Source organism: Methylobacterium aquaticum (assembly GCF_016804325.1).
In the GTDB taxonomy this organism is placed as follows: domain Bacteria; phylum Pseudomonadota; class Alphaproteobacteria; order Rhizobiales; family Beijerinckiaceae; genus Methylobacterium; species Methylobacterium aquaticum_C.
This window is the reverse complement of the sequence record NZ_CP043627.1, coordinates 5,787,501-5,809,930: the sequence shown is the minus strand read 5'-3', so window position 1 is coordinate 5,809,930 and position 22,430 is coordinate 5,787,501. Positions and strand designations below refer to the sequence as shown.

The following is a 22,430-nucleotide window of genomic DNA, read 5'->3' as shown; positions in this document are numbered from 1 at the left end:
AAGGGCGGATCGCGGTCCGATTCATCTTTTGCCACCCGCGGTTCTGGATTCCGGGCTCCGCTCCGCGGCCCCGGAATGACCCGGAGAATTTGAGATCCGGTGAGACCCATCGAACGTGGCCCGAGCGGTAATCGGGCTGATACAACAAGGGCTTGGTCCGATTCGCTCATGGCTCCTCGACGCGGACCATCGAACTGCGATTGCTTCAAGCGAGATCGCAGGATGTTGCGGTAAATTACTGTCATAATTGCGAAAACCGTCGGATGAGCTGCTCATCTGCGGCTTGGGCGCGTCTCCGAAAAAGCACCCGAACCTTCCGACTTCACCCCATCCCGTCCCACATCCCCGCTTCCACCCCCGCCATCGTCGCCTCCGGCGTCACCCACGCCCACTCCGCCCCGGCCTGGTGCCGGAACCACGTCACCTGCCGCTTGGCGTAGCGCCGCGTATCCGCCTGGCCCCGGGCCACGGCCTCGTCGTACGACATCTCTCCGCGCAGGTGAGCGATCAGCCCCGGCACGCCGTGGGCGCGCATCACCGGCAGCATCGGGTCGAGGTCGCGGGCGGCAAGCCGCTCCACCTCGTCGAGGGCGCCGGCCGCCATCATCGCGAGGAAGCGAGCATCGATCCGCGCCCGCAACGCCTCCCGGTCCGGGGTCAGGAAGATCCTGGCGCAGGGCCGGCCGGTGAGCGGGCCCGGCCGGCGCGCGGCCTGGAAGGCGGCGATTGGCCGGCCGGTCGCGGCCAGCACTTCGAGGGCGCGCAGCACCCGCAGGCGGTCGTTGGGGTCGAGGCGGGCGGCGCCGTCCGGGTCCTTGAGGGCGAGGGCGGCATGGAGGTCGGGCGTCTCGCGTCCCTCCGCCTCGGCCCGCACCGCGGCGCGGATCGCGTCCGGCACCGGCGGGATCTCCGAGAGGCCATCGGTCAGGCCCATGAAATAGAGTCCGGTGCCGCCGACCACGATCGGCAGGCGCTCCTCCGCCCAGGCGTCGCGGAGCAGGGCGCCCGCCTCCTCCAGGTAATGTCCCACGGAAAAGTTCACCGCGCCGTCGACCGTGCCGTAGAGGCGGTGGGGCGCCTGTGCTTCCTCCTCCGGGCTCGGTCGCGCGCTGAGGCGGTGGAGGTCGCGATAGACCTGCATCGAATCGGCGTTGATCACCACGCCGCCATGCCGGCGCGCCAGTGCCAGCGCCAGGGCCGACTTGCCCGAGGCGGTCGGCCCTGCGATGAGGATCGCCCGAACCCGCCCGTCCATGCCTGCCTCTCTGATGCGCGCTAGCCGGGACACGCCGTACCGACGAGCCCGAGCTTTTCCGATGACCCGAGATCCCCGATGACCTTGGTCGCCACCCTGATAGCAAACCCGGAGCGCCCCGCCATCACCGACGCGGTGCTGGCCGAAGCCCGGCGCGTGCTGGCGACCGAGCACCAGCCGCGCATCCTGCACGGCGAGGTCGCGGCCGAGATCCTGGTTGAGGGCGCGCCCGCCTCCGCGCCGGCCCTCGCCGAGCGTCTGCGGGCGGCGCTCGGATCTGAACCCGTCGACGTGGCTGTGCAGGTCGTGAGCCCCCACCGGCGCAAGCGGCTGTTTCTCGCCGACATGGATTCGACCATGATCGGCCAGGAATGCATCGACGAGCTCGCCGACGTGGTCGGGCTCAAGGACCACGTCGCGGCGATCACCGAGCGGGCGATGCGCGGCGAGATCGCCTTCGAGCCGGCCCTGCGCGAGCGCGTCGCCCTGCTGAAGGGCTTGCCCCTCACGGCCGTCGATCGGGTCATCGCCGAGCGCATCACCCTGATGCCCGGAGGGCGTACCCTGGTGCGCACCCTCAAGGTGCACGGCGCCTACACGGCGCTCGTCTCGGGCGGCTTCACCCTGTTCACCGGGCCGGTGGCGGCGCAAATCGGCTTCGACGAGCACCGCTCGAACCGCCTCGAGACCGAGGGCGACCGGCTCGCCGGCACCGTCGCCGAGCCGATCGTCGGACGCGAGGCCAAGCGCGACGCCCTGGTCGAGCTGCGCACCCGGTTCGGCCTCGATCCGGCCGAGACCCTGGCGGTGGGCGACGGCGCCAACGACCTGGCGATGCTGGGGGAGGCGGGTCTCGGCGTGGCGTTCCGGGCCAAGCCCGCGGTGGCGGCCGCAGCGCACGCCCGGATCGACCACGGCGACCTGACCGCGCTCCTCTACCTGCAGGGCTTCGCCGCGGCCGAGTTCGTCGAGTAGGTTGCGTTCCGGGCAGCCCCCGCTACACGAGGCCGGATGTCGCTGATCCTGCATCCCGATGGCTGCCAGCGCTGCTGGTGGCCGGGCACCGACCCGCTCTACGTCGCCTATCACGACACCGAGTGGGGCGTGCCCGAGCACGACGACCGCGCCCTCTACGAGAAGCTGATCCTCGACGGGTTCCAGGCCGGCCTGTCCTGGATCACCATCCTGCGCCGGCGCGACGGGTTTCGGAGGGCCTTCGCGGGCTTCGAGCCCGAGGCGATCGCGCGGTTCGGCCCGGCGCAGGTCGAGGCGCTGATGCAGGATACCGGCATCATCCGCAACCGCGCCAAGATCGAGGCGACGATCCGCAGCGCGCGGGCCTGGCTCGCCATCCAGGAGCGCGGCCCGGGCTTCTCGGCTTTCCTGTGGGACTTCGTCGACGGACGGCCGCTCCAGACGACAGCCGCGACCCGCGCCGAGATCCCGACCGAGAGCGAGGTCTCGCGACGGATGTCGAAGGCGCTCAAGGCGGAAGGGTTCGGCTTCTGCGGCCCGACCATCGTCTACGCCTTCATGCAGGCGGTCGGCATGCTCAACGACCACCTCGTCGGCTGCTGCCGCCACGAGCCCTGCGCAGCTCTTCCGGGGCCCGGCGGCCTCGGGGTCCGGCCGTGAGCGCCCCGCCGCGGGCCTGGCAGCGGATGCTCTCGGGGCGGCGCCTCGACCTCCTCGATCCCTCGCCCCTCGACGTCGAGATTGTCGACATCGCCCACGGTCTGGCCCGTGTCGCGCGCTGGAACGGCCAGACCGCCGGCCCGCACGTCTTCTCGGTGGCGCAGCATTCCCTGCTCGTCGAGGCGATCGGCGGCGCCTTCGAGCCCGGCCTCCCGGCCGCCGGGCGGCTGGAATTGCTGCTGCACGACGCGCCCGAATACGTGATCGGCGACATCATCTCGCCGTTCAAGGCGGCGATCGGCCATTCCTACAAGGCGGTGGAGAACCGGCTGCTCGCGGCGATCCGCCTGCGCTTCGGCCTCACCCCCGAGCCCAATGCCGCGATGCAGCGCTTGAGCAAACGCGCCGACCGCCTGAGCGCCTATCTCGAGGCGACGCGGCTCGCCGGCTTCTCGCAGGTCGAGGCCGTGCGGGTGTTCGGCAAGCCGGACCGCCTCGACGCCGATCTCGGCACCCTGCTCGACCCCTGGCCGACCGCGGAGGCGCAAGGCGCCTTCCTCGCCCGGTTCCACGCCTTGGCCGACGCCTTGCAGGGCGTTTCCGCTCCCTGACACGAAGGATTTCCCGCCGCCATGCCGACCCTTCACGTCTGCGCCCTGTCCCGCCTGCCCGAGACCGTCGCGGCGACCGGCGCGCGCCACGTGGTGACCCTGATCAATGTCGGCACGAAGGTGGTCCGGCCGCCGAGCATCGCCGAGACCGACCACCTGTTCGTCGGCGTCAGCGACATCACCGACACCCTCGACGGCCACGTCCTGCCGGACGAGGCGCATGTCCGGCGGCTCCTCGACTTCGTGCGGGCCTGGCCCCGCGAGCAGCCGCTGGTGATCCACTGCTACGCCGGCATCAGCCGCTCCACGGCGGCCGCCTTCATCGCGACCTGCGCCCTGCGGCCCGACCGGGACGAGGCCGAGATCGCCCGGGAACTGCGCCGGGCCTCGCCCTCGGCGACGCCGAACCGGCGCCTCGTCGCCGTGGCGGATGCGATGCTCGGGCGGGACGGGCGCATGGTGGCGGCCATCGCGGCGATCGGTCGCGGGGCGGACGCCTTCGAGGGCGAGCCCTTCAGCGTCACCATCGACTGATTCCACTGTGGCCGAAACGCAGCCCTGGCGCGCAAACGGGCATCCCTGGCGCCATAGCGCCCCTGCGGCACCGCCAAAGGGTTGTTTCGCGCCACTCCCGTCGCCATAACCCAACGCTCATCATGGGAGTGTCTTCACGCATGTCCGCAGCCCGGTCCGATGCCAGCCGCGCGGCCGTCTCCGTACCCGCCGGCCCAACCGGAACCGCGGACCTGCCGTTCGAGAAGGCCCTCGAGGAACTCGAAGGCATCGTGCAACGCCTCGAACAGGGCAACGTGCCGCTCGACGAATCCGTCGCGATCTACGAGCGCGGCGAGGTCCTCAAGCGGCACTGCGAGACGCTGCTGCAGCGCGCCGAGGCGCGCATCCAGCGCATCACCCTCGGGGCGGACGGACGCGCCGCCGGGACGGCGCCGCTCGATGTCGCCTGATCGCTCCCATTCATCCCGCCCCGGCGTGCCGCGGCGGGTCTTCTCCTTCCGGACGTGAGGATGGCTCCGGTGTCACCGCTCAACCTTCCCCTCCTCGACCGCGTCCGCATTCCTGCGGACCTGCGCCAGCTGCCCGAGAGCGATCTCACGCAGCTCGCCGCCGAGCTGCGCGCCGAGACCATCGACGCCGTCTCGGTCACCGGCGGCCATCTCGGCGCGGGCCTCGGCGTCATCGAGCTCACCGTCGCCCTCCACTACGTCTTCAACACCCCCGACGACCGCATCATCTGGGATGTCGGCCACCAGGCCTATCCCCACAAGATCCTCACCGGCCGGCGCGACCGCATCCGCACGCTGCGCCAGGGCGGCGGCCTCTCGGGCTTCACCAAGCGCTCCGAGAGCCCCTACGATCCCTTCGGCGCGGCCCATTCCTCGACCTCGATCTCCGCGGGTCTCGGCATGGCGATCGGCCGCGACCTCGCGGACGCCGCCGCCAAGGCTCGCGGCGAGACGCCGCCGCGCCGCAACGTCGTGGCGGTGATCGGCGACGGCTCGATCTCGGCCGGCATGGCCTACGAGGCGATGAACAATGCCGGCGCGCTGAAATCCCGCCTCATCGTCATCCTCAACGACAACGACATGTCGATCGCCCCGCCGGTCGGCGCGATGTCGTCCTACCTCGCCAAGCTCGTCTCGGGCGACACCTACCGGAGCTTGCGCGACACCGCCAAGCAGTTCGGCCGCCTCCTGCCGAAGGCGCTCTACGACACCGCGGCCCGTGCCGAGGAATATGCCCGCGGCATGCTCGCCGGCGGCGGCACGATGTTCGAGGAACTCGGCTTCCACTACGTGGGCCCGATCGACGGCCACAACCTCGACCACCTGCTGCCGGTGCTCAAGAACGTGCGCGACGCGCCCGACGGCCCGGTGCTGGTCCATGTCGTGACCCAGAAGGGCAAGGGCTACGCTCCCGCTGAGGCTGCCGCCGATCGCGGCCACGCGGTGGTGAAGTTCGACGTGGTGTCGGGCAAGCAGACCAAGGCCAAGCCCAATGCGCCGGCCTATACGCGGGTGTTCGGCGAGAGCCTGATCAAGGCGGCGGATGCCGACGACAAGGTGGTGGCGATCACCGCCGCGATGCCGTCGGGCACCGGCCTCGACCTGTTCGCCAAGGCGCATCCGGAGCGGACCTTCGACGTCGGCATCGCCGAGCAGCACGCGGTGACCTTCGCGGGCGGTCTGGCGACGGAAGGGTTCAAGCCGTTCTGCGCGATCTACTCGACCTTCCTGCAGCGCGGCTACGACCAGCTGGTGCATGACGTGGCGTTGCAGAACCTGCCCGTGCGCTTCGCCCTCGACCGGGCCGGTCTGGTGGGCGCCGACGGCGCGACCCATGCCGGCGCGTTCGACCTGGCGTATCTGTGCTGCCTGCCGAACATGACGGTGATGGCGGCCGCCGACGAGGCCGAGCTGGTCCACATGGTGGCCACGGCGCACGCGCATGACAGCGGCCCGATCGCGTTCCGCTATCCGCGCGGCGAGGGCGTCGGGGTCGAGCTGCCGGAGCGGGGCGAGGTTCTGGAGATCGGCAAGGGCCGGGTGATCCGCCGGCCCGAGGGCGCGCGGGTGGCGTTGCTCAGCCTCGGCACGCGTCTGGCGGAGGCGCTGAAGGCGGCCGAGCGCCTGGAGGCGGCCGGGATCGGCGTGACGGTGGCGGATGCGCGGTTTGCCAAGCCGCTCGACGAGGCGCTGATCCTGGATCTGGCGGCGAGCCACGAGGTTCTGGTGACCCTGGAAGAGGGGTCCGTCGGGGGTTTCGGCGCGATGGTGCTGCACCTGCTGTCGTCGCGCGGTGCGCTCGACGAGGGCAAGGTGCGGGTACGGACGCTGACGCTGCCGGACAGCTACCAGGACCACGACTCGCCGGAGCGGATGTACGCGGAGGCCGGGCTCGACGCGCCCTCGATCGTCAAGGTCGTCGAGGCTGCGCTGCCGGCGCGCCCGGAAGCCAAGGCGGCGAGCAACGTCGTCAGCGTCGCCCGGCGCCAGCGCTAAGGCGGGAACCGGGCCGCATCGTCCGATGCGGCCCGATCCGGCCTACTTGATCACCGCGCAGGCGATGCGGGCGCCCGCATTGCCGATCGGCTGCGTAATGTGGTCGTCCTCGTTGGCGTGGATGATCAGTGCCGAGCCGTCATTGTCCTTCAGGCCGCCCTCGCCGGTGAGCGGGGTGTCGCTCGACACCTCGGCATTCACCGAGCCGTCGGTGGCGGCAAAGACGTTCGGCATGTCGCCCTCGTCGGGTCCCTCCGGGTGCAGCAGGCCGTGCTTGGCGTTGTCGTGATTGACGTGCGCCTTGGACTCCTGGAACTTGTCGGTGTCGGCGCAGCTGCCGACGGCGTGGAAGTGGATGCCGTGCCAGCCGGGCGGCAGGCCGCCGGGCTGGATCGTCACCCGCATCACCAGGGTATTGGCGCCGTCGCGGATCGCGATCTTGCCGATCGTGTCGCCCTTGTTGTTGACGATCGGCGCATCGTACGTCGTCGGCGCCGCGGGCTTGTCCGCCGCGGGCTTGTCCTGCGCCAGGGCCGGGGTGGCGAGGCCGAGGGCCAGGGTGCTCGCGAGCACGATATGTCTCATGGAACGAAGTCTCCTCGTGTGCCGCCCCATAGCTAGGGCGCGCGGCGCCCGCGGGGACGGCCGGCCTGCAAGACGACGCCCCGGTCGTGGACGATTGAGAACGGGACGATGATGACGACGGGCGAGCGGCTGCGGGCCGACCGCCTCCTGGTGGAGGCGGGCCATTTCGAGAGCCGGGCGCGAGCCCAGGCCGCGATCGAGGCCGGGCTGGTGCGGGCGGACGGCGCCGTCGTGCGCAAAGCCTCCGACCTGATCGCCCGGGGCGCGACCATCGTCGCCGAGGCGCCGCACCCTTATGTCTCCCGCGGCGGGGTCAAGCTCGCCGCCGCCCTCGATGCCTTCGGGATCGACCCGGCGGGCCGGACCTGCCTCGACATCGGCGCCTCGACCGGCGGCTTCACCGACGTGCTGCTGCGCCGCGGCGCCGATTTCGTCCATGCCGTCGATGTCGGCCGCTCCCAGCTCCATCCGAGCCTCGCGGCCGATCCCCGGGTCGCGGCGCTCGAGGCGACGGACGCCCGCGCCCTCACCCCCTTTCCCGAGCCGCCCTCCCTCCTGGTGATCGACGTGAGCTTCATTTCCCTGCGGCTGGTCCTGCCGGCCGTGATCCCGCTCCTGGCGCAGGACGCGGCCCTCGCGGCTCTGATCAAGCCGCAATTCGAGGCCGGGCGCGCCCATGTCGGCCGCGGCGGGCTGGTGCGCGACGAGGCGGTGCAGGAGGCGGTCTGCGACCGGATCCGGGATCTCGTCGTCTCGCTCGGCTTTTCGGTGCGCGGCCTGATCCCGTCGCCGGTCGAGGGCGGCGACGGCAACCGGGAATTCCTGATCGGCGCGGTGCGGGAGGCGGTGTGATGAGCGACGCGATGGAGATCACCCGCCTCGGCCTGCGCGGCGACGGGGTGACGGCGGACGGCGTGGTGGTGCCGGGCGCCCTGCCGCGCGAGACCGTGCGGGCCGTGCCGGAGGAGGGGACCCGGCCGCCCCGCGCCCGCCTCGATGCCGTGCTGACGCCGTCCCCTGACCGGATCGCGCCGTTCTGCCCGTATTTCGGCACCTGCGGCGGCTGCGCGATCCAGCATCTCGCGCCCGCTCCCTACGCCGAGTGGAAGCGCGACCTCGTCGTCGGGGCGCTGGCACGGGCGGGGATCGAGGCGCCGGTGGCACCCCTCGTCGATGCCCACGGCACCGGCCGGCGCCGCATCACCCTGCACGTCCGGGCGGGCGAAGGCGGGCCGCAGGCCGGTTTCATGGCGGCGCGCAGCCACGCTCTCGTCGCGATCGACCATTGCCCGATCACGGAAGCGGCCCTGCACCGCGCTCCCGACATCGCCCGGGCGGTCAGCCGGCCCCTCGGCGGCGGCGGCGGAAAACCCCTCGACGTGCAGGTGACGGCCACCGCCGGCGGCCTCGACGTCGACATCCGCGGCCACGGCCCGGCCTCGGAGCGGGCGCGGCAGAGCCTGGTGCTGCTCGCCGGAGAGCTCGACCTCGCCCGGCTCTCGCTCCACGGCGAGGTGCTGATCGTGCGCCGCGCACCCGAGATTCCGGCCGGCCGTTCCCGGCTGGTGCCGCCCTCCGGCGGCTTCCTCCAGGCCACCGCCGAGGGCGAGGCGACGCTCGCCCGCCTCGTCGTCGAGGGGGTGGCCAAGGCCAAGCGCGTGGTCGACCTGTTCTCCGGCGCCGGCGCCTTCTCGCTGGCGCTGGCGGAAGGCCACACCGTCCACGCCGTCGAGGGCGAGGAGGGGGCGCTCAAGGCCCTCGACCGCGCCTTCCGCGAGACGGGGGGGCTGCGCACCGTCACCACCGAGCGCCGCGACCTCTTCCGCCGCCCGCTCCTGGCGCCGGAACTCGACCGCTTCGACGCGATCGTGTTCGACCCGCCGCGGGCGGGCGCCGAGGCGCAGAGCGCCCGGATCGCCGAATCGAAGGTCCCGGTGGTGGTCGGCGTCTCCTGCGATGCCGGCAGCTTCGCCCGCGACGCAGGCGTGCTGGTGCGCGGCGGCTACCGCCTGGAGGCGGTGACCCCGGTCGACCAGTTCCGGCACTCGCCGCATGTCGAGATCGTCGGGGTGTTCCGGCGGCCGGGGAAGAAGCGCTGACCGCCGTTCGACCCGTCGCGGTAACGGGCTCCGCGGCCCGACGGGAGTCGGCGCGACGGTCCGCGGTCAGGATGTCGTCCCGGGAACCCGGGTCGAGCGCGAGTTCAGCTTGCCCAGGCTGGCCGCGAGGTCGGCCGACGCCTCGCCGACGGCATCCGCGACGGTGGCGAAGCCCCGTTCCCGCAGGGCCTCCGTCAGGTCGCGGAGTGCGACGTCGAGCTGGCGGGTGAGGACGTGCTCGCCGAGGCTCGACAGCGCGCGATGGGCGACATCGGCCAGCCGCTCGGCCGTCGGCGCTTCGACGTGGTGCAGGAGGATGGCGAGCGTCCTGACGGCCTCCGTCAGCGTCTGCGACTGGATCGATTCCGAGGCCACCACGATCACGGCTTCGAGCGCGTCGGTGGCGATGACCGGGGCCGCATCGTCGTAGACGATGCAGGAGGCGGACGCGTCCCGTATCTCGACCTCGCCCCGGCTCCATTGCGAGATGATGTCCCGCAGGGCCTGGATCACCGCGAGACCTGGATTGGGGTTGGATTTCGAGGTCGAGACCGAAGTCCACGCGATCGTCGAGAGCTGGTGCAGCCCGTAGGCGGTGTTGTTCTGCAGATCGCGGCCGTCGTCATAGGTGAAGGCGGCCAGCGCCGCGTCGATGAGGCCGGTGCGTGCCTCCTCGCTCAAGCTGAGACCGGGTCTCGCTCGGACCTGGAACATCGGGTCATGGACGGCCCGATACGTCCCGAGCGTGATCAGGATCTCGATCTCGACGTCGCCTCGTGCATGCCGCTCGACGGCTCTCTCGATCCGAGCGAGGTCGAGACCGACGACGTAGCCACTCTCGCAGGACCGGACGAGCGCGACGTCGCTCCAGCCGCGGCGCCTCTCCCGCCGGGTTGCCGCGAGCAGCGTGAGATCCTCGTCGCGCGCGCCGAGCACCTTGCCGTGAATGAACTGGATGATCTGCTCGGGCCGCATCTGATCGATGGTGTTGTAGATCATCACGATGATCAGGCACAGGGCCAGAGCCGTGAGCAGCAGACTGAGGGCCGCGGCGAACACGGGACGATGATAATCCGTATTCGTGACGAGCGTCATCAGCACGAAGACCGACAGGCCCACGAAATAGCCGAAATAGAACTGGTTGACCTTGCGGGCCATGAACTGGTCGGTCACCTGCGCCGTCAACGCGGCGGCGCCTTGCTGCACGGCGAGGAGCAGCAGCGAGAAGGTGATGGACGTGACCGTGACGATGCTCGACGCCACCGTCGCGAGCAGGCTTCCGAGGGCGGCCCGGTCTCCCATCAGCTCCCCGAGCCAGCGAAAGCCGTGGGGCGCCTCGCCGCCGGACCAAGACCTGTCCGCGAGGTAGACCAGGACGCTCAAGCCGGCAAAGCCGATGACCGTCGCGAGCGGCAGGCTCAGGAACTGCCGGAACGAGCGCTTGATCGCGCTGACAAAGCGGACCGGGATCGACGTAATCGCCTTCACGGGCGGACCTCACCACGACGCGAGGGGGGACGAAGCGAGGGATGGTCGGGAGGCCCTGCATCACCTCTCCGGTGCCGCCGGCACCTGCCCGCCGGCCACCACTCGCCGCGGCTGGAGCAGCAGCGCCAGCAGGCCCGTCCATCCGGTCTGGTGCGCCGCCCCCAGGCCCGCCCCGGTCTCGCCGTGAAAATATTCATGGAACGGGACGTGATCGCGGAAATGCGGGTCGTCCTGGAACAGCGGATCGTCGCCCAGAACCGGCCGGCGGCCGTCGGGACCGCGCAGGACCAGGCGGGTGAGGCGGCGGGACAGTTCGTCGGCGATCTCCGGCAGGGTGAGGTAATGCCCTGAGCCCGCCGGGCACTCGATCTTGAACTCGGGACCGTAGAAGCGGCCGAACTCGGTCAGCGCCTCGACGAGCAGGAAGTTGATCGGCAGCCAGATCGGTCCGCGCCAGTTCGAGTTGCCGCCGAACACCGCGGTGGTCGATTCCGCCGGCTCATAATCGACCGCGAAGGTCTGCCCGTCCCAGGGGAAACGGAACGGTGCCGCTTCATGCGCCTTCGAGACCGAGCGCACGCCGTGGGGCGACAGGAACTCGGTCTCGTCGAGCATCCGGCGCAGCAGCGCCTTCATGCGGTGGCGACGCAGCAGCGAGAGCAGCACCCGGTTGCCCCGTCCCGGCTCCTCCCAGCGCGAGACCTGAGCGGCGAGGTCGGGACGGTGGGTGAGGAGCCAGCGGGCGCGGCGGGCGAAGGCCGGGAAGCGCTCGGAAAAACGCTCGTCCAGCACCTCGACGGCGCAGAGCGGGATCAGCCCGACGAGGGATCGCACCCTGAGCGGCACCTGGCGGCCGTCGGGGAGGCTGAGCACGTCGTAGTAGAACTCGTCGGCTTCGTCCCACAACCCGGTGCCATTGCCGCCGACATGGGTCATCGCCTCGGCGATGGTCAGGAAGTGCTCGAAGAACTTGGTGGCGATGTCCTCGTAGACCGGGTTCTCGATCGCGAGTTCGAGCGCGATCCGCATCAGGTTGAGGCTGTACATCGCCATCCAGGCGGTGCCGTCGGCCTGGTCGAGGGTGCCGCCGGTGGGGAGCCGCGCCGAGCGGTCGAAGATGCCGATATTGTCGAGCCCGAGGAAACCGCCCTGGAAGACGTTGCGGTCGCCGGCATCCTTGCGGTTCACCCACCAGGTGAAGTTCAGCATCAGCTTGTGGAAGACCCGCTCCAGGAAGGCGCGGTCGGGCTTGCCCGTCATCGCCTGGTCCATGCGGTAGACCCGGAGCGCCGCCCAGGCATGGACCGGCGGGTTCACGTCGCCGAAGGCCCATTCATAGGCCGGCAACTGCCCGTTCGGGTGCATGTACCATTCGCGGGTGAGCAGGATCAGCTGGCCCTTGGCGAAGGCCGGATCGATCAGCGCGAAGGTCACGCAGTGGAAGGCGAGGTCCCAGGCCGCGTACCAGGGATATTCCCACTTGTCCGGCATCGAGACGATGTCGGCGTTGTTGAGATGGGTCCAGTCGGCATCGCGGCCGTGGCGGCGGGCCTCCGGCGGGGCCGGCTGGGACGGGTCGCCGGCAAGCCAGCGCCGGACGTCGAAATGGTAGAACTGCTTCGACCACAGCATGCCGGCGAGGGCCTGGCGCTGCACCAGCCTCGCATCCGGGTCGACGATGTCGCGCTGGAGCGCGGCGTAGAAGGCATCGGCCTCGGCGAGGCGGCGCGCCATCACGGCGTCGAAGGCGGCGGGGTCGCGGTCATCCGGGCCCGATGCCGGGCTCAGGCGGAAGCGCAACGTCACGACGCCGCCCGCCGGCACGCTCACGCGCGTCCAGGCGGCGCATTTGGTGCCCTCGGCGAGCGGGTTCACTGCGTCGTGCCGGCCCTCGACGACGCGGTCGTTGATCGCGTCCTTCGGATGGGCGGGGCCGGGCATGCCGAAGAGGCGGCGCGTGTTGGTCTCGTTCTCGCAGAACAGGAACTCGGCCGGCTGCAGGGCCGTGAAGCGCAGGGCCGGCGCGCGCCCGCGCGTCGCCGCGACGGCGCCGGTCTCGGTCAGGCGCAGGAGCGGGCGGGGTTGCTCGGTCTCCCAGGATTCGTGCCCCCACGACCAGGTGTTGCGGGCGAAGACATGCGGCAGGACGTGGAGATCCGCCGCGTCCGGCCCGCGATTGGCGATCGTGACCCGCATCAGCACGTCGTCGGGGGCGGCCTTGGCGTAGTCCACCGTCACGTCGTGGTAGCGCCCGTCGGCGAACACACCGGTGTCGGCGATCTCGTATTCGGGAAGGTTCTGGCCCTTGCGCCGGCGGTTCTCGGCGACGAGGTCGGCGTAGGGGTAGGGGGCTTGCGGATACTTGTAGAGCATCCGCATGTAGGAATGCGTCGGGGTGGCGTCGAGGTACCACCACAGCTCCTTCACGTCCTCGCCGTGATTGCCCTCGCCGTTGGTCAGCCCGAACATCCGCTCCTTCAGGATCGGGTCGCGGCCGTTCCACAGGGCCAGCGCGAGACACCAGAGCTGACGGTCGTCGCTGAAGCCCGCGATGCCGTCCTCGCCCCAGCGATAGGCGCGGGAGCGGGCATGGTCGTGGGGCAGGTAGTCCCAGGCGTCGCCGCCTTCGCTGTAATCCTCCCGCACCGTGCCCCATTGGCGTTCGCTCAGGTACGGCCCCCAGCGATGCCAGCCCTCGGCCTCGACGGCGGCGAGGCGGCGGCCCTCCTCGGTGTCGGTGAGGCAGGAGGCGGGATCGGGCATCGCTGAGGTCTCCGCGAGAACGGGATCCGAGCCTTATGCCAATGGCCCAAGATGCTGACGCATCGGGCCATTGAGCCATCTCGAATTGTCTATGCCAAGCCAGAGGCTTGACGGAAATTCGAGAACGGAACCAAAGGTCGTTTCCAACGACCGTTGGTATTACTCGCCGTCCAGGGGCAGCCAGCGCCGCCCGTCGCGGGCGAGCAGGTCGTCGGCCGCTTTCGGGCCGGCACTGCCGGATTCGTACGGTTCCGGCTCGCCGCCCGCGCTCCAGGCCTTCACCAGCGGATCGACCGCGGCCCACGACGCCTCGATGTTGTCGGCGCGCTGGAACAAGGTGGCGTCGCCGCACAGGCAATCGTAGATCAGGGTCTCGTAGCCGACATTCGGCTCCTGGGGGAAGAAGTCGCCCTCGCGGAAGGTCGAGCGCACGGCGCCCAGCCGCATCGACGGGCCCGGCACCTTGGCGTTGAACTCCGTGGTCATCCCCTGGACCGGATCGACCATGATCCGCAGGATGTTGGGGGCGATCTGGTCGACCGGGGTATCGCGGAACAGCCGATAGGGCGCCGGCTTGAAATGCACCGCGATCTCGGTGCGCCGCCCGGTCATCCGCTTGCCGGTGCGCAGGTAGAACGGCACGCCGCCCCAGCGCCAATTGTCGATGGTGAGCTTCAAGGCCGCGTAGGTCTCGGTGCGGCTGTCGCCGGCGACGTGCGGCTCGTCCCGGTAGGACGGGACGGCACGGCCCTGCTCGGTGCCGGCGCGGTACTGGCCGCGCACCGCATCCTCGGGCTGGACCGGGCGCACCGCCTGGACGAGCTTCGCCTTCTCGGTCCGCACCGCTTCCGCGTCGAAGGAGACCGGCGGCTCCATCGCGGTCATGCAGAGCAGCTGGAACAGGTGGTTGGGCACCATGTCCCGCAAAGCCCCCGTCGGCTCGTAGAAGGCGCCGCGCTCCTCGACGCCGATGGTCTCGGCGGCGGTGATCTGGACGTGGTCGACGAAGTCGCGGCGCCAGATCGGCTCGAACATGCCGTTGGCGAAGCGAATCGCCATGATGCTCTGCACCGTCTCCTTACCCAGGAAATGGTCGATCCGGTAGAGTTGCGATTCGTCCGCGACCGCGAGGAGCCGCTTGTTGAGGTCCTGCGCCGAGGTAAGGTCGCTGCCGAACGGCTTCTCGATCACCACCCGGCGAAAGGTGTCGTCGGATTGCTTCAACAGCCCGGCCTGGCCGAGATGCTCGACGATCGGCGCGAAGAACCGCGCCGCCACCGCGAGGTAGAACACGGCGTTGCCGGGGATCTTCTCCCCAATCTGCCGGTAGGTCTCGGGCGCCAGGAAGTCGCCCTCGAGGTAGTGCAGCCGGTCGCGCACGAAGCCCCAGGCCGTCGGGTCGATGTGCTTGGCGTGGAACTCCGCCGTCTCGTCCTTGGTGAAGGACTCCATCGTTTCGGAGAGGTTCCGGCGCCAGCTCTCGTCCGAGCCGTCGGTGTGGTCGACGCCCCAGATCGTGGTGGTCTCGTCGAGGAGCCGGCTGCCGGCGAGGTTGTAGAGCGCCGGCATCAGGAGGCGCTTGGTCAGGTCGCCGCCGGCGCCGAAGATCACGATCGTGCAGGGCGGGGCCGGCTTGCTGCCGGAGGCGGCATGCCCCTCGACCGGGACGTGCGACGTCATGGGGACCTCCTTGGCCTACGCGACGAGCGGGAAGCTAGATCCCGCATTGCGGCGGACAAGATGTGACCCTGGGTGAGGGCGCAGCGGGCGCAGGCCCCGCCTGCTTCGAGCCCGCCTTTCCGTGGCGCGGGGGCCGCCCTAAGGTCCGGACGGACTAAGGTTGTCAGAGCGAGCGGTACGATGACGGACGGGACCAGGCCGGCGGGCAGCGTCGCGGTGATCGGGAGCGGCGGGATCGGCGGCTACCTGGCGGGGGCGCTGGAGCGGGCGGGGCGCGACGTGACCTTGTGCGTGCGCACGCCGTTCGACCGCCTCGTCATCACCGACACGTCGGGCGAGCGCGAGGTGCCGGTCCGCATCGTCGCCGATCCGGCCGAGGTCGGCGCCGCCGACTGGGTGCTGGTGACCACCAAGGCCCAGGACACCGCGAGCGCGAAGCCCTGGTTCGCCACCCTCGTCGGGCCCGGCACCCGGGTGGTGGTGATCCAGAACGGCGTCGGCCAGGCGGAGCGGGCCCGTCCCCACCTGCCGGCGGAGGTCGCGGTGCTGCCGGCGATCATCTACTGCTCGGTCGAGCGCACGGCGCCGGGCCGCATCACCCATCACGGCTCGACCCGGATGACCGTGCCGGCGGGCACGGACGGCGGCGCCTTCGCGGACTTGTTTGCCGGCACGCCGTTCGAGATCGCTAGGGAAGCGGACTTCGTCACCGTCGCCTGGCGCAAGCTCCTGAGCAACGCGGTGGTCAACCCGATCACGGCGCTCACCCTGCGGCGCATCGTGGTCTTCAACGATCCGGCGATCGAGGAACTGGCCCGCGGGCTGATGGGCGAGGTGATCCAGGTAGCCAATGCCGAGGGCGCCCGGCTCACCGACGAGGACGCCACCCGCATCCTCGACAGCTATCGCCGCATCAGCGGCGACGGCGGCAGCTCGATGCTCTACGACCGGCTCGCCGGGCGCCCGCTGGAGCATGCCTATCTCACCGGCGCCGTGGTCGCGGCGGCCGAGCGTCACGGCATCGCCGTGCCGCTCAACCGGGCAATCCTGGCGCTCGCCGGGGCGGCGAGCGGGCAGGGGCTGGCGGGGGACCGGTAATCCCAGGTCCTGCCGGATGCCGGCCTTGCGCGGGACCACGCCCCCGCGTCAGGTCGTCCTCAGCGCCGCGAGAACGGCGTGGCGGGGAGGCCGTGCATGGGCACAGTGGACATGGGCACAGTGAGGATCGCGGTCGCGGGCGCGGGGCTGATCGGCCTGCGCCACATCGAGGAGATCGGCAGGAATTCCGGGACGCGCCTGTCGGCGATCGTCGATCCGGGCCCTGGGGCCGCTTCCATCGCCGCGCGGGAGCGCGTCCCGCTCTACGACACCCTGGAGGCGTGCCTCGCCGACGCCAGGCCGGACGGCGTGGTGCTGGCGACGCCCAACCGCCTGCACGTCCCGCAGGGCCTCGCCTGCATCGCCGCCGGGATCCCGGTGCTGATCGAGAAACCCCTGGCGCACAGCCTGGAAGAGGGCGAGCGCCTGGTCGCCGCGGCGGAGGCGGCGGGCGCCCGGGTGCTGGTCGGCCATCACCGCCTGCACAGCCCGCTCCTGCGCCGCGTGGTCGAGGCTGTCCGCGCCGGGCTCCTCGGCCGGATCGTCGGGGTGATGGGGAGCGCCGTGTTCCTCAAGCCCGACGCCTATTTCGAGGGCCCGAATGCCTGGCGGCGCGAGCCGGGCGGCGGGCCGCTCCTCATCAACATGATCCACGAGATCGGCAACCTGCGGGCGATGGTAGGCGAGATCGCCGCCGTGCAGGCCACCGCCTCGCAGGCCGTGCGGGGCTTTGCCGTCGAGGACACGGTGGCGATGACCCTGCGCTTCGCCGGCGGAGCGCTGGGCACCTTCCTGTTGTCGGACACCGCCGCCTCGGCGCGTAGCTGGGAACAGACCTCGCGCGAGAACGCCGCCTATCCGAGCTACCCCGACGAGGACGCCTACACGATCCTCGGCACCGAGGGCTCGCTGGCGGTGCCGACGCTGCGGGTGAAGCGCTATGCGGGCCCGCGTTCCTGGTTCGAGCCCTTCACCTGCGAGACCCTGGCGGTCGAACCCGCCGACCCGCTGGCGGAGCAGATCGCGCATTTCGCGGCGGTGATCCGGGGCGAGGCCGCGCCGCTGGTGAGCGCCCGCGACGGGCTGCAGAACCTGCGCGTCGTCGATGCCGTCGCACGGGCGGCCCGAACCGGTGGGACGGTCGATATTCCGACGGTGTGAGCGACCTCGCACCGCGGGCCGTCGGATTCGCGATCCCGGCATCGATCGGTCGTGAGGGGAACGCGGCGCGGGTGCGGGACGCGCCCTCGGCCGCTCAAGCGCCGTCTACCGCGACCTCGACGAAGACCCGGCCGTCCTCGACCCGCACCGGATAGGTCGCGAGGTCGCGGCAGACCGGCCCGCCCTGCGCCCGTCCAGTGGCGATCTCGAACAGGCCGTAATGGGCCGGGCATTCGATGTAGCCCTCGACGATCTCGCCGCCGGCGAGGCTGACGCCGGCATGGGTGCACAGCCCTTGCGTCGCGTAGACCGCGCCGTCGACGCGGTAGAGCGCGAGCGAGACGCCGCCGATCTCGCGGGCCAGCACCGGGCTGTCCTCGAACTCCGCGAGATCGGCGACCAGGTTCCAGGTCATGGAGCGGGCAGCACCACCGCCCGGCAGGCGCCGAAGCCGATCGACGCGAAGCCCTCGCGGATCCCGCGCGCCGTCAGGATTACCTCGTCGCCGTCCTCCAGGAAGCGCCGCTCCTCGCCGGTCGCGAGGCGGATCGGCACCTTGCCGCCTTCGGTGGTCTCGAGCAGGCTGCCATAGGAATCCGGGTCCGGGCCCGACAGGGTGCCGGTGCCGAGAAGGTCGCCCGGGCGCAGGTTGCAGCCGCCGCTGGTATGGTGGGCGATCATCTGCGCCACCGTCCAGTACATGTGCCGGGCGTTGGACCGCGCGACCCGGTGCGGGCTTGCGCCGGCCTCGCGCGACGACGCGGTGGAGAGCCGGATCTCCAATTCGAGATCGAGGGCGCCGCCTGCCTGGTCGGCCGCGTCGAGGAGGTAGGGCAGGGGGGCGGGATCGCCCGAGGGCCGCGCCGCTTGAGCGGTGCGGAACGGCGCCAGCGCCTCCGGCGTGACGATCCAGGGCGAGATCGTGGTGGCGAAGCTCTTGCCGAGGAACGGCCCGAGGGGCTGGTACTCCCAGCCCTGGATGTCCCGGGCGGACCAGTCGTTGAGCAGGCAGAAGCCCGCCACCTGCCCGGCGGCCTCGGCGATCGGGACCGGCGCCCCGAGATCGTTGCCGGGGCCGATCCACACCCCGAGTTCCAGCTCGTAATCGAGCCGGCGCGACGGGCCGAAGACCGGCGCGTCGAGATGCGGAGGCTTGGCCTGACCGTGCGGTCGGCGCACCGGGACGCCGGAGGGCCGGATCGACGAGGCGCGGCCGTGATAGCCGACCGGCACGTGCTTGTAGTTCGGCAGCAAGGGCTGGTCGGGCCGGAACTGCCTGCCGGTGTTGGTGGCGTGGTGGATGCCGACGAAGAAGTCGGTGTAGTCGCCGATCCGCGCCGGCAGGTGCAGGGTGCAGGCGGCCGCCGGGTGGAGGAGCGGCGGCACCCGGTCGCTTTCGGGCCCGTCCGCCCGCAGGAGCGCGAAGAGCTGGTGGCGCAGGGCCCGGCGCGGGCCGGCGCCGAGCGCCAGCATCCCGGTGAGGTCGCCGGATTCCGCCGCCGCGACCGCGCGGGCCGCCTCGCCGGTCAGCAGGCCCGCCGCCCGCGCCGCCGCGAGATCGAGGATCTGGTCGCCGATCGCGACGCCGGCCCGCCTCGCGCCGTCGCCCTCGGAGAACACCCCGAGCGGCAGGTTCTGGATCGGAAAGTCCGGATGCCCGTCGGCCCCGGGCACCGAGGTGCGGGCGGCGGGGTCGTGGGTGTGGTCGATCGCCGTCATCACCGCGCCTCCGGCCGGTTCGGATCGAAGTGCTTGGCGAGCTTGCGCCCGTAGGCCCCATACTCCTTCTGCAGGGACGGGGTCTCGGCGGCGAAGCGGCTGACCTTCTGGGGAAACCGCGTCTCGAACATGAAGGCCAGGGTGCCTTCGAGCTTGTGGGGCTTCAGCTCGCTGGTCGAGGCCCTCTCGAACGCGTCGACGTCCGGCCCGTGCGGCAGCAGCGTGTTGTGCAGCGAGGCCCCGCCCGGCCTGAAACCCCCGCCGGTCTTGGCATCGTAGACGCCATAGACCAGCCCCATGAACTCGCTCATCACGTTGAGGTGGTACCAGGGCGGCCGAAACGTGTTCTCCGCCACCAGCCAGCGGTCGGAGAAGATCACGAAATCGATGTTGGCGGTGCCTGGCGTCTCGGAGGGCGAGGTCAGCACGGTGAAGATCGACGGATCGGCGTGATCGAACAGGATCGGGCCAACCGGCGAGAATCTCCGCAGGTCGTACTTGTAGGGCGCGTAGTTGCCGTGCCAGGCCACCACGTCGAGGGGCGAATGGGCGATCTCGGCGGCCCACAGGGTCCCGCCCCACTTCACCAGCATCGTGCCGGGCGCGTCGCGATCCTCGTAGGCCGCGACCGGCGTGAGGAAGTCGCGCGGGTTGGCCAGGCAATTGGCGCCGATCGGTCCGCGCTCGGGCAACGTGAAGGCGCCGCCGTAATTCTCGCAGAGGTAGCCCCGGGCCGGACCGCCGAGCAGCTCGACCGCGACCTTCACCCCGCGCGGGATCACCACGATCTCGCCGGGCGCGACCTCGATCACCCCGAACTCGGTGCGGAAGCGAAGCGCGCCTTCCTGCGGCACGACCAGCATCTCGCCGTCGGCGTTGGTGAAATACTCGTCCTGCATCGACCGGGTGGCGAAGAAGAGATGCGCGCCCATGCCGGCCTGCGCACCGGCATCGCCGGCGGTGGTCATGGTGCGGATGCCCTCGACGAAGGAGAGCGGCTCGGCCGGGATCGGCACCGGATCCCAGCGCAGCGGCGCCGGCGGCAGCTCGACCTCCGGGGCAGGCGCGGTGCGCCAGAAGCCGGCATCGACCTTCCGGAACGCCCCCCAATGCATCACGGTCGGGCGGATGCGGTAGAGCCAGGAGCGCTCGTTGGTGGTGCGCGGCGCCGTGAACGGCGAGCCGGAGATCTGCTCGGCATACAGGCCGTAGGGGCAGGTCTGGGGCGAGTTGCGGCCGACGGGCAGGGCGCCGGGCAGGGCCTCGCTCTCGAAGCCGTTGCCGAAGCCCGACATGTATCCGGGGCTGAGACCGGAGCCGGTGGCGGCGGGACGAAGCCCGGACGGCGCCTGATCGGTCATGGCGGCGACCCTTTCCTGCCCTGTCGATTGGTTTCAGTTGCAACCTTTTTCTCTGGATAGGAGCGGCCCGGACCGGCGTCAAGCGCAACGGGCACACCTCATGCCACGGAGCGGGCGCGCGGGACCATGGCCGGACGGTTGCGCCAGCAGCGCCCCTGGGGCACAGCATCCGGCATGATCGCGGTGGATTGGGGAACGAGCAGCGCCCGCGCCTACCGGCTCGCGCCGGATGGCGGAGTGCTGGAGCGGTGCGAGGGCGCCGGCGGCATCCTGCGGGTGCCCGATGGCGGCTTTCCGGCGGCGCTGACGGCGATGGTCGGCGACTGGCTGGCGGCCGGCGAGACCCGCGTGCTGCTCTCCGGCATGGTCGGGAGCCGCCAGGGCTGGCAGGAGGCGCCCTACCTCGCCTGTCCGGCAGGCCTCGAGGACCTGGCGGGTGCCGTCGTGCCGGTGCCGTTCACGGGCGCATCGGTGCGGCTGGTGCCGGGCCTGAGCGCCGAGGATCCGGCGGGTACGCCCGAGGTGATGCGCGGCGAGGAGGTCCAGGTCTTCGGGGCGCTCGCCGGCGGAACCGCGGACGCGCTCCTCTGCCTGCCCGGCAGCCACGCCAAGTGGGTGCGGGTCGAGCACGGGCGCATCGCCGGGTTCACCACCCACATGACCGGCGAGGCGTTCGCGGCGCTCGGCGGCCACACGATCCTCGGCCGGATGATGACCGGGCCGGCGCAGGTGGGTCCGGCCTTCGAGGCCGGTGTCGCCCGCGCGGCGGACGAGGGCGGGCTGCTCCACCACCTGTTCGGCACCCGTGCCCTCGGATTGTTCGGCCGGCTCGCGCCGGAGGATGCGGCGAGCTACCTGTCGGGTCTGCTGATCGGGCACGAGGTGGCGTCCGCCATGACGCAACCGGCGCTGGTGCACCTCGTGGGTTCCGGCCCGCTGATGGCGCTCTACGGCCGGGCGATCGCCCTCAGGGGCGGCGAAGCGGTGGTGGGCGATCCGGATGCCGCTGCCCGCGGCCTGGCACTGATCGCGGAGAGAACCGAATGGATGTGACAGGCTGGCTCGCGCGCTGCCCCCTGGTGGCGATCCTGCGCGGCGTGCGACCGGACGAGGTCGAGGCGATCGGCGAGGCGCTGGTGGCCGAGGGCGTGGCGATCCTCGAAGTCCCGCTGAACTCGCCCGAGCCGGTCGAGAGCGTGCGCCGCCTCGTGGCGCGCCTCGGCGACAGGGCGCTCGTCGGCGCCGGCACCATCCGCCGCGAGGCCGAGGTCGAGGCGGTGGCCGCCGCCGGCGGGCGCCTGCTGGTGACGCCGCACGCCGATCCGGCCCTGGTACGCGCCGCCAAGGCCCGCGGCATGGTGGCGATGCCGGGCTTCCTGACCCCAGCCGAGGCGTTCGGCCTGGTCGATGCCGGGGCCGACGCCCTCAAGCTGTTTCCGGCCGAGGCCGGCGGTCCGCCGATGCTGAAGGCCCTGCGGGCGGTGCTGCCGAAGGGGACCCCGCTGTTACCCGTCGGCGGCATCGATGCACGGAGCCTGCCGGCTTGGCGTGAGGCCGGCGCCAGCGGCTACGGCTGCGGCTCGTCGCTCTACAAGCCCGGCGACTCGCCCGAGCAGGTTGCCGCGAAGGCCAAGGCCCTGATCGCCGCTCTCTGAGGCGTGGTGCGGGGATGGGCCCTCGATCCGGTCCGGGAGAGCCCGGATCGGTCCTCTCCAGCCCAACCGAGCCTCTTGGAACTCCATGATTCGCATAAGGTTGGTTATGGAATGAAAAAGGCGTCCGCCGAAGGGCCATGTGCAGGTTTGCGAGCGAGCGAGTGATTGTGCAAGTGATTGTGATCGCGAGGTATCTGGTACCGGCGTCGAGCCTTGTGCTCGGGCCGTCTCCCGGTCCGCCCCGGTCGCTACATTCTGTAGTCGCTCCGATATCGTATGGGCGAGCTCTGCCGCATGACT

Annotated in this window: 20 protein-coding genes; 12 read left to right on the top strand and 8 right to left on the bottom strand. The window is 71.2% G+C overall.

The window, feature by feature from the left end; genetic code table 11:
* Positions 1-322: 322 nt before the first annotated feature.
* Positions 323-1,255, bottom strand: coding sequence for a tRNA (adenosine(37)-N6)-dimethylallyltransferase MiaA (miaA, locus tag F1D61_RS26695; protein ID WP_203155131.1), 933 nt, complete (start codon positions 1,253-1,255; stop codon positions 323-325).
* A 78-nt stretch (positions 1,256-1,333) separates the two neighbouring features.
* On the opposite strand from miaA, the gene serB reads away from it, so the two are divergent.
* From serB to dxs, 6 genes are all read left to right on the top strand, one after another.
* Positions 1,334-2,230, top strand: coding sequence for a phosphoserine phosphatase SerB (gene serB, locus F1D61_RS26690; RefSeq protein WP_203155130.1), 897 nt, complete (start codon positions 1,334-1,336; stop codon positions 2,228-2,230).
* Between the two features lie 36 nt (positions 2,231-2,266).
* Positions 2,267-2,890, top strand: a complete 624-nt coding sequence (locus tag F1D61_RS26685) for a DNA-3-methyladenine glycosylase I (protein ID WP_203155129.1) — start codon at positions 2,267-2,269, stop codon at positions 2,888-2,890.
* A 26-nt stretch (positions 2,891-2,916) separates the two neighbouring features.
* Complete coding sequence (locus tag F1D61_RS26680) at positions 2,917-3,501, top strand: HD family hydrolase (protein ID WP_203159294.1); 585 nt, start codon at positions 2,917-2,919, stop codon at positions 3,499-3,501.
* Positions 3,502-3,522: 21 nt separating this feature from the next.
* Entirely contained in the window at positions 3,523-4,035 is a 513-nt protein-coding gene (locus F1D61_RS26675) for a tyrosine phosphatase family protein (RefSeq protein WP_203155128.1), read from the top strand.
* 140 nt (positions 4,036-4,175) lie between these two features.
* On the top strand, positions 4,176-4,466 hold the full coding sequence (locus F1D61_RS26670; protein ID WP_048453531.1) for an exodeoxyribonuclease VII small subunit: 291 nt from the start codon (positions 4,176-4,178) through the stop codon (positions 4,464-4,466).
* Positions 4,467-4,535: 69 nt separating this feature from the next.
* Entirely contained in the window at positions 4,536-6,521 is a 1,986-nt protein-coding gene (dxs, locus tag F1D61_RS26665) for a 1-deoxy-D-xylulose-5-phosphate synthase (RefSeq protein ID WP_246775548.1), read from the top strand.
* 42 nt (positions 6,522-6,563) lie between these two features.
* On the opposite strand, the gene F1D61_RS26660 is transcribed toward dxs, so the two are convergent.
* Entirely contained in the window at positions 6,564-7,106 is a 543-nt protein-coding gene (locus tag F1D61_RS26660; protein WP_203155126.1) for a superoxide dismutase family protein, read from the bottom strand.
* A 111-nt stretch (positions 7,107-7,217) separates the two neighbouring features.
* Between F1D61_RS26660 and F1D61_RS26655 the strand changes: the two genes are divergently transcribed.
* Positions 7,218-7,958: a TlyA family RNA methyltransferase gene (locus F1D61_RS26655; protein WP_203159293.1), complete on the top strand. Its 741-nt coding sequence runs from the start codon at positions 7,218-7,220 to the stop codon at positions 7,956-7,958.
* The gene (locus tag F1D61_RS26650) at positions 7,958-9,205 is read left to right on the top strand and encodes a class I SAM-dependent RNA methyltransferase (protein WP_203155125.1); all 1,248 of its coding nucleotides are present in this window, start codon (positions 7,958-7,960) and stop codon (positions 9,203-9,205) included. Before F1D61_RS26655 ends, F1D61_RS26650 begins: the two co-directional genes overlap by 1 nt.
* A 66-nt stretch (positions 9,206-9,271) precedes the next feature.
* Here the strand turns inward: F1D61_RS26650 and F1D61_RS26645 are convergent, their stop codons facing one another.
* The 3 genes from F1D61_RS26645 to zwf form a co-directional block, all read right to left on the bottom strand.
* Positions 9,272-10,693 (bottom strand): DUF2254 family protein, encoded by a 1,422-nt coding sequence (locus F1D61_RS26645; protein WP_203155124.1) that lies wholly within the window; start codon positions 10,691-10,693, stop codon positions 9,272-9,274.
* Between the two features lie 60 nt (positions 10,694-10,753).
* Positions 10,754-13,456 (bottom strand): MGH1-like glycoside hydrolase domain-containing protein, encoded by a 2,703-nt coding sequence (locus tag F1D61_RS26640; protein ID WP_203155123.1) that lies wholly within the window; start codon positions 13,454-13,456, stop codon positions 10,754-10,756.
* Positions 13,457-13,615: 159 nt separating this feature from the next.
* Positions 13,616-15,136 (bottom strand): glucose-6-phosphate dehydrogenase, encoded by a 1,521-nt coding sequence (gene zwf, locus F1D61_RS26635; RefSeq protein WP_203155122.1) that lies wholly within the window; start codon positions 15,134-15,136, stop codon positions 13,616-13,618.
* Between the two features lie 180 nt (positions 15,137-15,316).
* On the opposite strand from zwf, the gene F1D61_RS26630 reads away from it, so the two are divergent.
* Together F1D61_RS26630 and F1D61_RS26625 are read left to right on the top strand one after the other, a co-directional pair.
* Positions 15,317-16,234, top strand: coding sequence for a 2-dehydropantoate 2-reductase (locus F1D61_RS26630; RefSeq protein WP_203155121.1), 918 nt, complete (start codon positions 15,317-15,319; stop codon positions 16,232-16,234).
* Between the two features lie 96 nt (positions 16,235-16,330).
* Positions 16,331-17,395 (top strand): Gfo/Idh/MocA family protein, encoded by a 1,065-nt coding sequence (locus F1D61_RS26625; RefSeq protein ID WP_246775547.1) that lies wholly within the window; start codon positions 16,331-16,333, stop codon positions 17,393-17,395.
* A gap of 94 nt (positions 17,396-17,489) precedes the next feature.
* Here the strand turns inward: F1D61_RS26625 and F1D61_RS26620 are convergent, their stop codons facing one another.
* Genes F1D61_RS26620 through hmgA form a run of 3 tightly spaced genes read right to left on the bottom strand, consistent with a single transcriptional unit; the run spans position 17,490 to position 20,475 of the window.
* Positions 17,490-17,810: a Rieske (2Fe-2S) protein gene (locus F1D61_RS26620; protein ID WP_203155120.1), complete on the bottom strand. Its 321-nt coding sequence runs from the start codon at positions 17,808-17,810 to the stop codon at positions 17,490-17,492.
* The gene (gene fahA / locus F1D61_RS26615) at positions 17,807-19,114 is read right to left on the bottom strand and encodes a fumarylacetoacetase (RefSeq protein ID WP_203155119.1); all 1,308 of its coding nucleotides are present in this window, start codon (positions 19,112-19,114) and stop codon (positions 17,807-17,809) included. The genes F1D61_RS26620 and fahA overlap by 4 nt, the downstream gene beginning before the upstream one ends.
* Positions 19,114-20,475: a homogentisate 1,2-dioxygenase gene (gene hmgA / locus F1D61_RS26610; RefSeq protein ID WP_203155118.1), complete on the bottom strand. Its 1,362-nt coding sequence runs from the start codon at positions 20,473-20,475 to the stop codon at positions 19,114-19,116. Before hmgA ends, fahA begins: the two co-directional genes overlap by 1 nt.
* A 126-nt stretch (positions 20,476-20,601) precedes the next feature.
* On the opposite strand from hmgA, the gene F1D61_RS26605 reads away from it, so the two are divergent.
* On the top strand, positions 20,602-21,528 hold the full coding sequence (locus F1D61_RS26605) for a 2-dehydro-3-deoxygalactonokinase (RefSeq protein WP_246775546.1): 927 nt from the start codon (positions 20,602-20,604) through the stop codon (positions 21,526-21,528).
* The gene (locus F1D61_RS26600; protein WP_203155117.1) at positions 21,519-22,130 is read left to right on the top strand and encodes a 2-dehydro-3-deoxy-6-phosphogalactonate aldolase; all 612 of its coding nucleotides are present in this window, start codon (positions 21,519-21,521) and stop codon (positions 22,128-22,130) included. Before F1D61_RS26605 ends, F1D61_RS26600 begins: the two co-directional genes overlap by 10 nt.
* Positions 22,131-22,430 lie beyond the last annotated feature (300 nt).

Bases quoted from the DNA above. Each gene is read 5' to 3' on its own strand.
- F1D61_RS26605 (WP_246775546.1), top strand. From the start codon at position 20,602: ATGGCCGGACGGTTGCGCCAGCAGCGCCCCTGGGGCACAGCATCCGGC.
- F1D61_RS26640 (WP_203155123.1), bottom strand. From the start codon at position 13,456: ATGCCCGATCCCGCCTCCTGCCTCACCGACACCGAGGAGGGCCGCCGC.
- hmgA (WP_203155118.1), bottom strand. From the start codon at position 20,475: ATGACCGATCAGGCGCCGTCCGGGCTTCGTCCCGCCGCCACCGGCTCC.
- zwf (WP_203155122.1), bottom strand. From the start codon at position 15,136: ATGACGTCGCACGTCCCGGTCGAGGGGCATGCCGCCTCCGGCAGCAAG.
- F1D61_RS26680 (WP_203159294.1), top strand. From the start codon at position 2,917: ATGCTCTCGGGGCGGCGCCTCGACCTCCTCGATCCCTCGCCCCTCGAC.
- F1D61_RS26670 (WP_048453531.1), top strand. From the start codon at position 4,176: ATGTCCGCAGCCCGGTCCGATGCCAGCCGCGCGGCCGTCTCCGTACCC.
- F1D61_RS26650 (WP_203155125.1), top strand. From the start codon at position 7,958: ATGAGCGACGCGATGGAGATCACCCGCCTCGGCCTGCGCGGCGACGGG.
- F1D61_RS26685 (WP_203155129.1), top strand. From the start codon at position 2,267: ATGTCGCTGATCCTGCATCCCGATGGCTGCCAGCGCTGCTGGTGGCCG.
- F1D61_RS26655 (WP_203159293.1), top strand. From the start codon at position 7,218: ATGACGACGGGCGAGCGGCTGCGGGCCGACCGCCTCCTGGTGGAGGCG.
- F1D61_RS26630 (WP_203155121.1), top strand. From the start codon at position 15,317: ATGACGGACGGGACCAGGCCGGCGGGCAGCGTCGCGGTGATCGGGAGC.
- F1D61_RS26625 (WP_246775547.1), top strand. From the start codon at position 16,331: ATGGGCACAGTGGACATGGGCACAGTGAGGATCGCGGTCGCGGGCGCG.
- serB (WP_203155130.1), top strand. From the start codon at position 1,334: ATGACCTTGGTCGCCACCCTGATAGCAAACCCGGAGCGCCCCGCCATC.
- F1D61_RS26620 (WP_203155120.1), bottom strand. From the start codon at position 17,810: ATGACCTGGAACCTGGTCGCCGATCTCGCGGAGTTCGAGGACAGCCCG.
- fahA (WP_203155119.1), bottom strand. From the start codon at position 19,114: ATGACGGCGATCGACCACACCCACGACCCCGCCGCCCGCACCTCGGTG.
- F1D61_RS26675 (WP_203155128.1), top strand. From the start codon at position 3,523: ATGCCGACCCTTCACGTCTGCGCCCTGTCCCGCCTGCCCGAGACCGTC.
- F1D61_RS26600 (WP_203155117.1), top strand. From the start codon at position 21,519: ATGGATGTGACAGGCTGGCTCGCGCGCTGCCCCCTGGTGGCGATCCTG.
- miaA (WP_203155131.1), bottom strand. From the start codon at position 1,255: ATGGACGGGCGGGTTCGGGCGATCCTCATCGCAGGGCCGACCGCCTCG.
- F1D61_RS26660 (WP_203155126.1), bottom strand. From the start codon at position 7,106: ATGAGACATATCGTGCTCGCGAGCACCCTGGCCCTCGGCCTCGCCACC.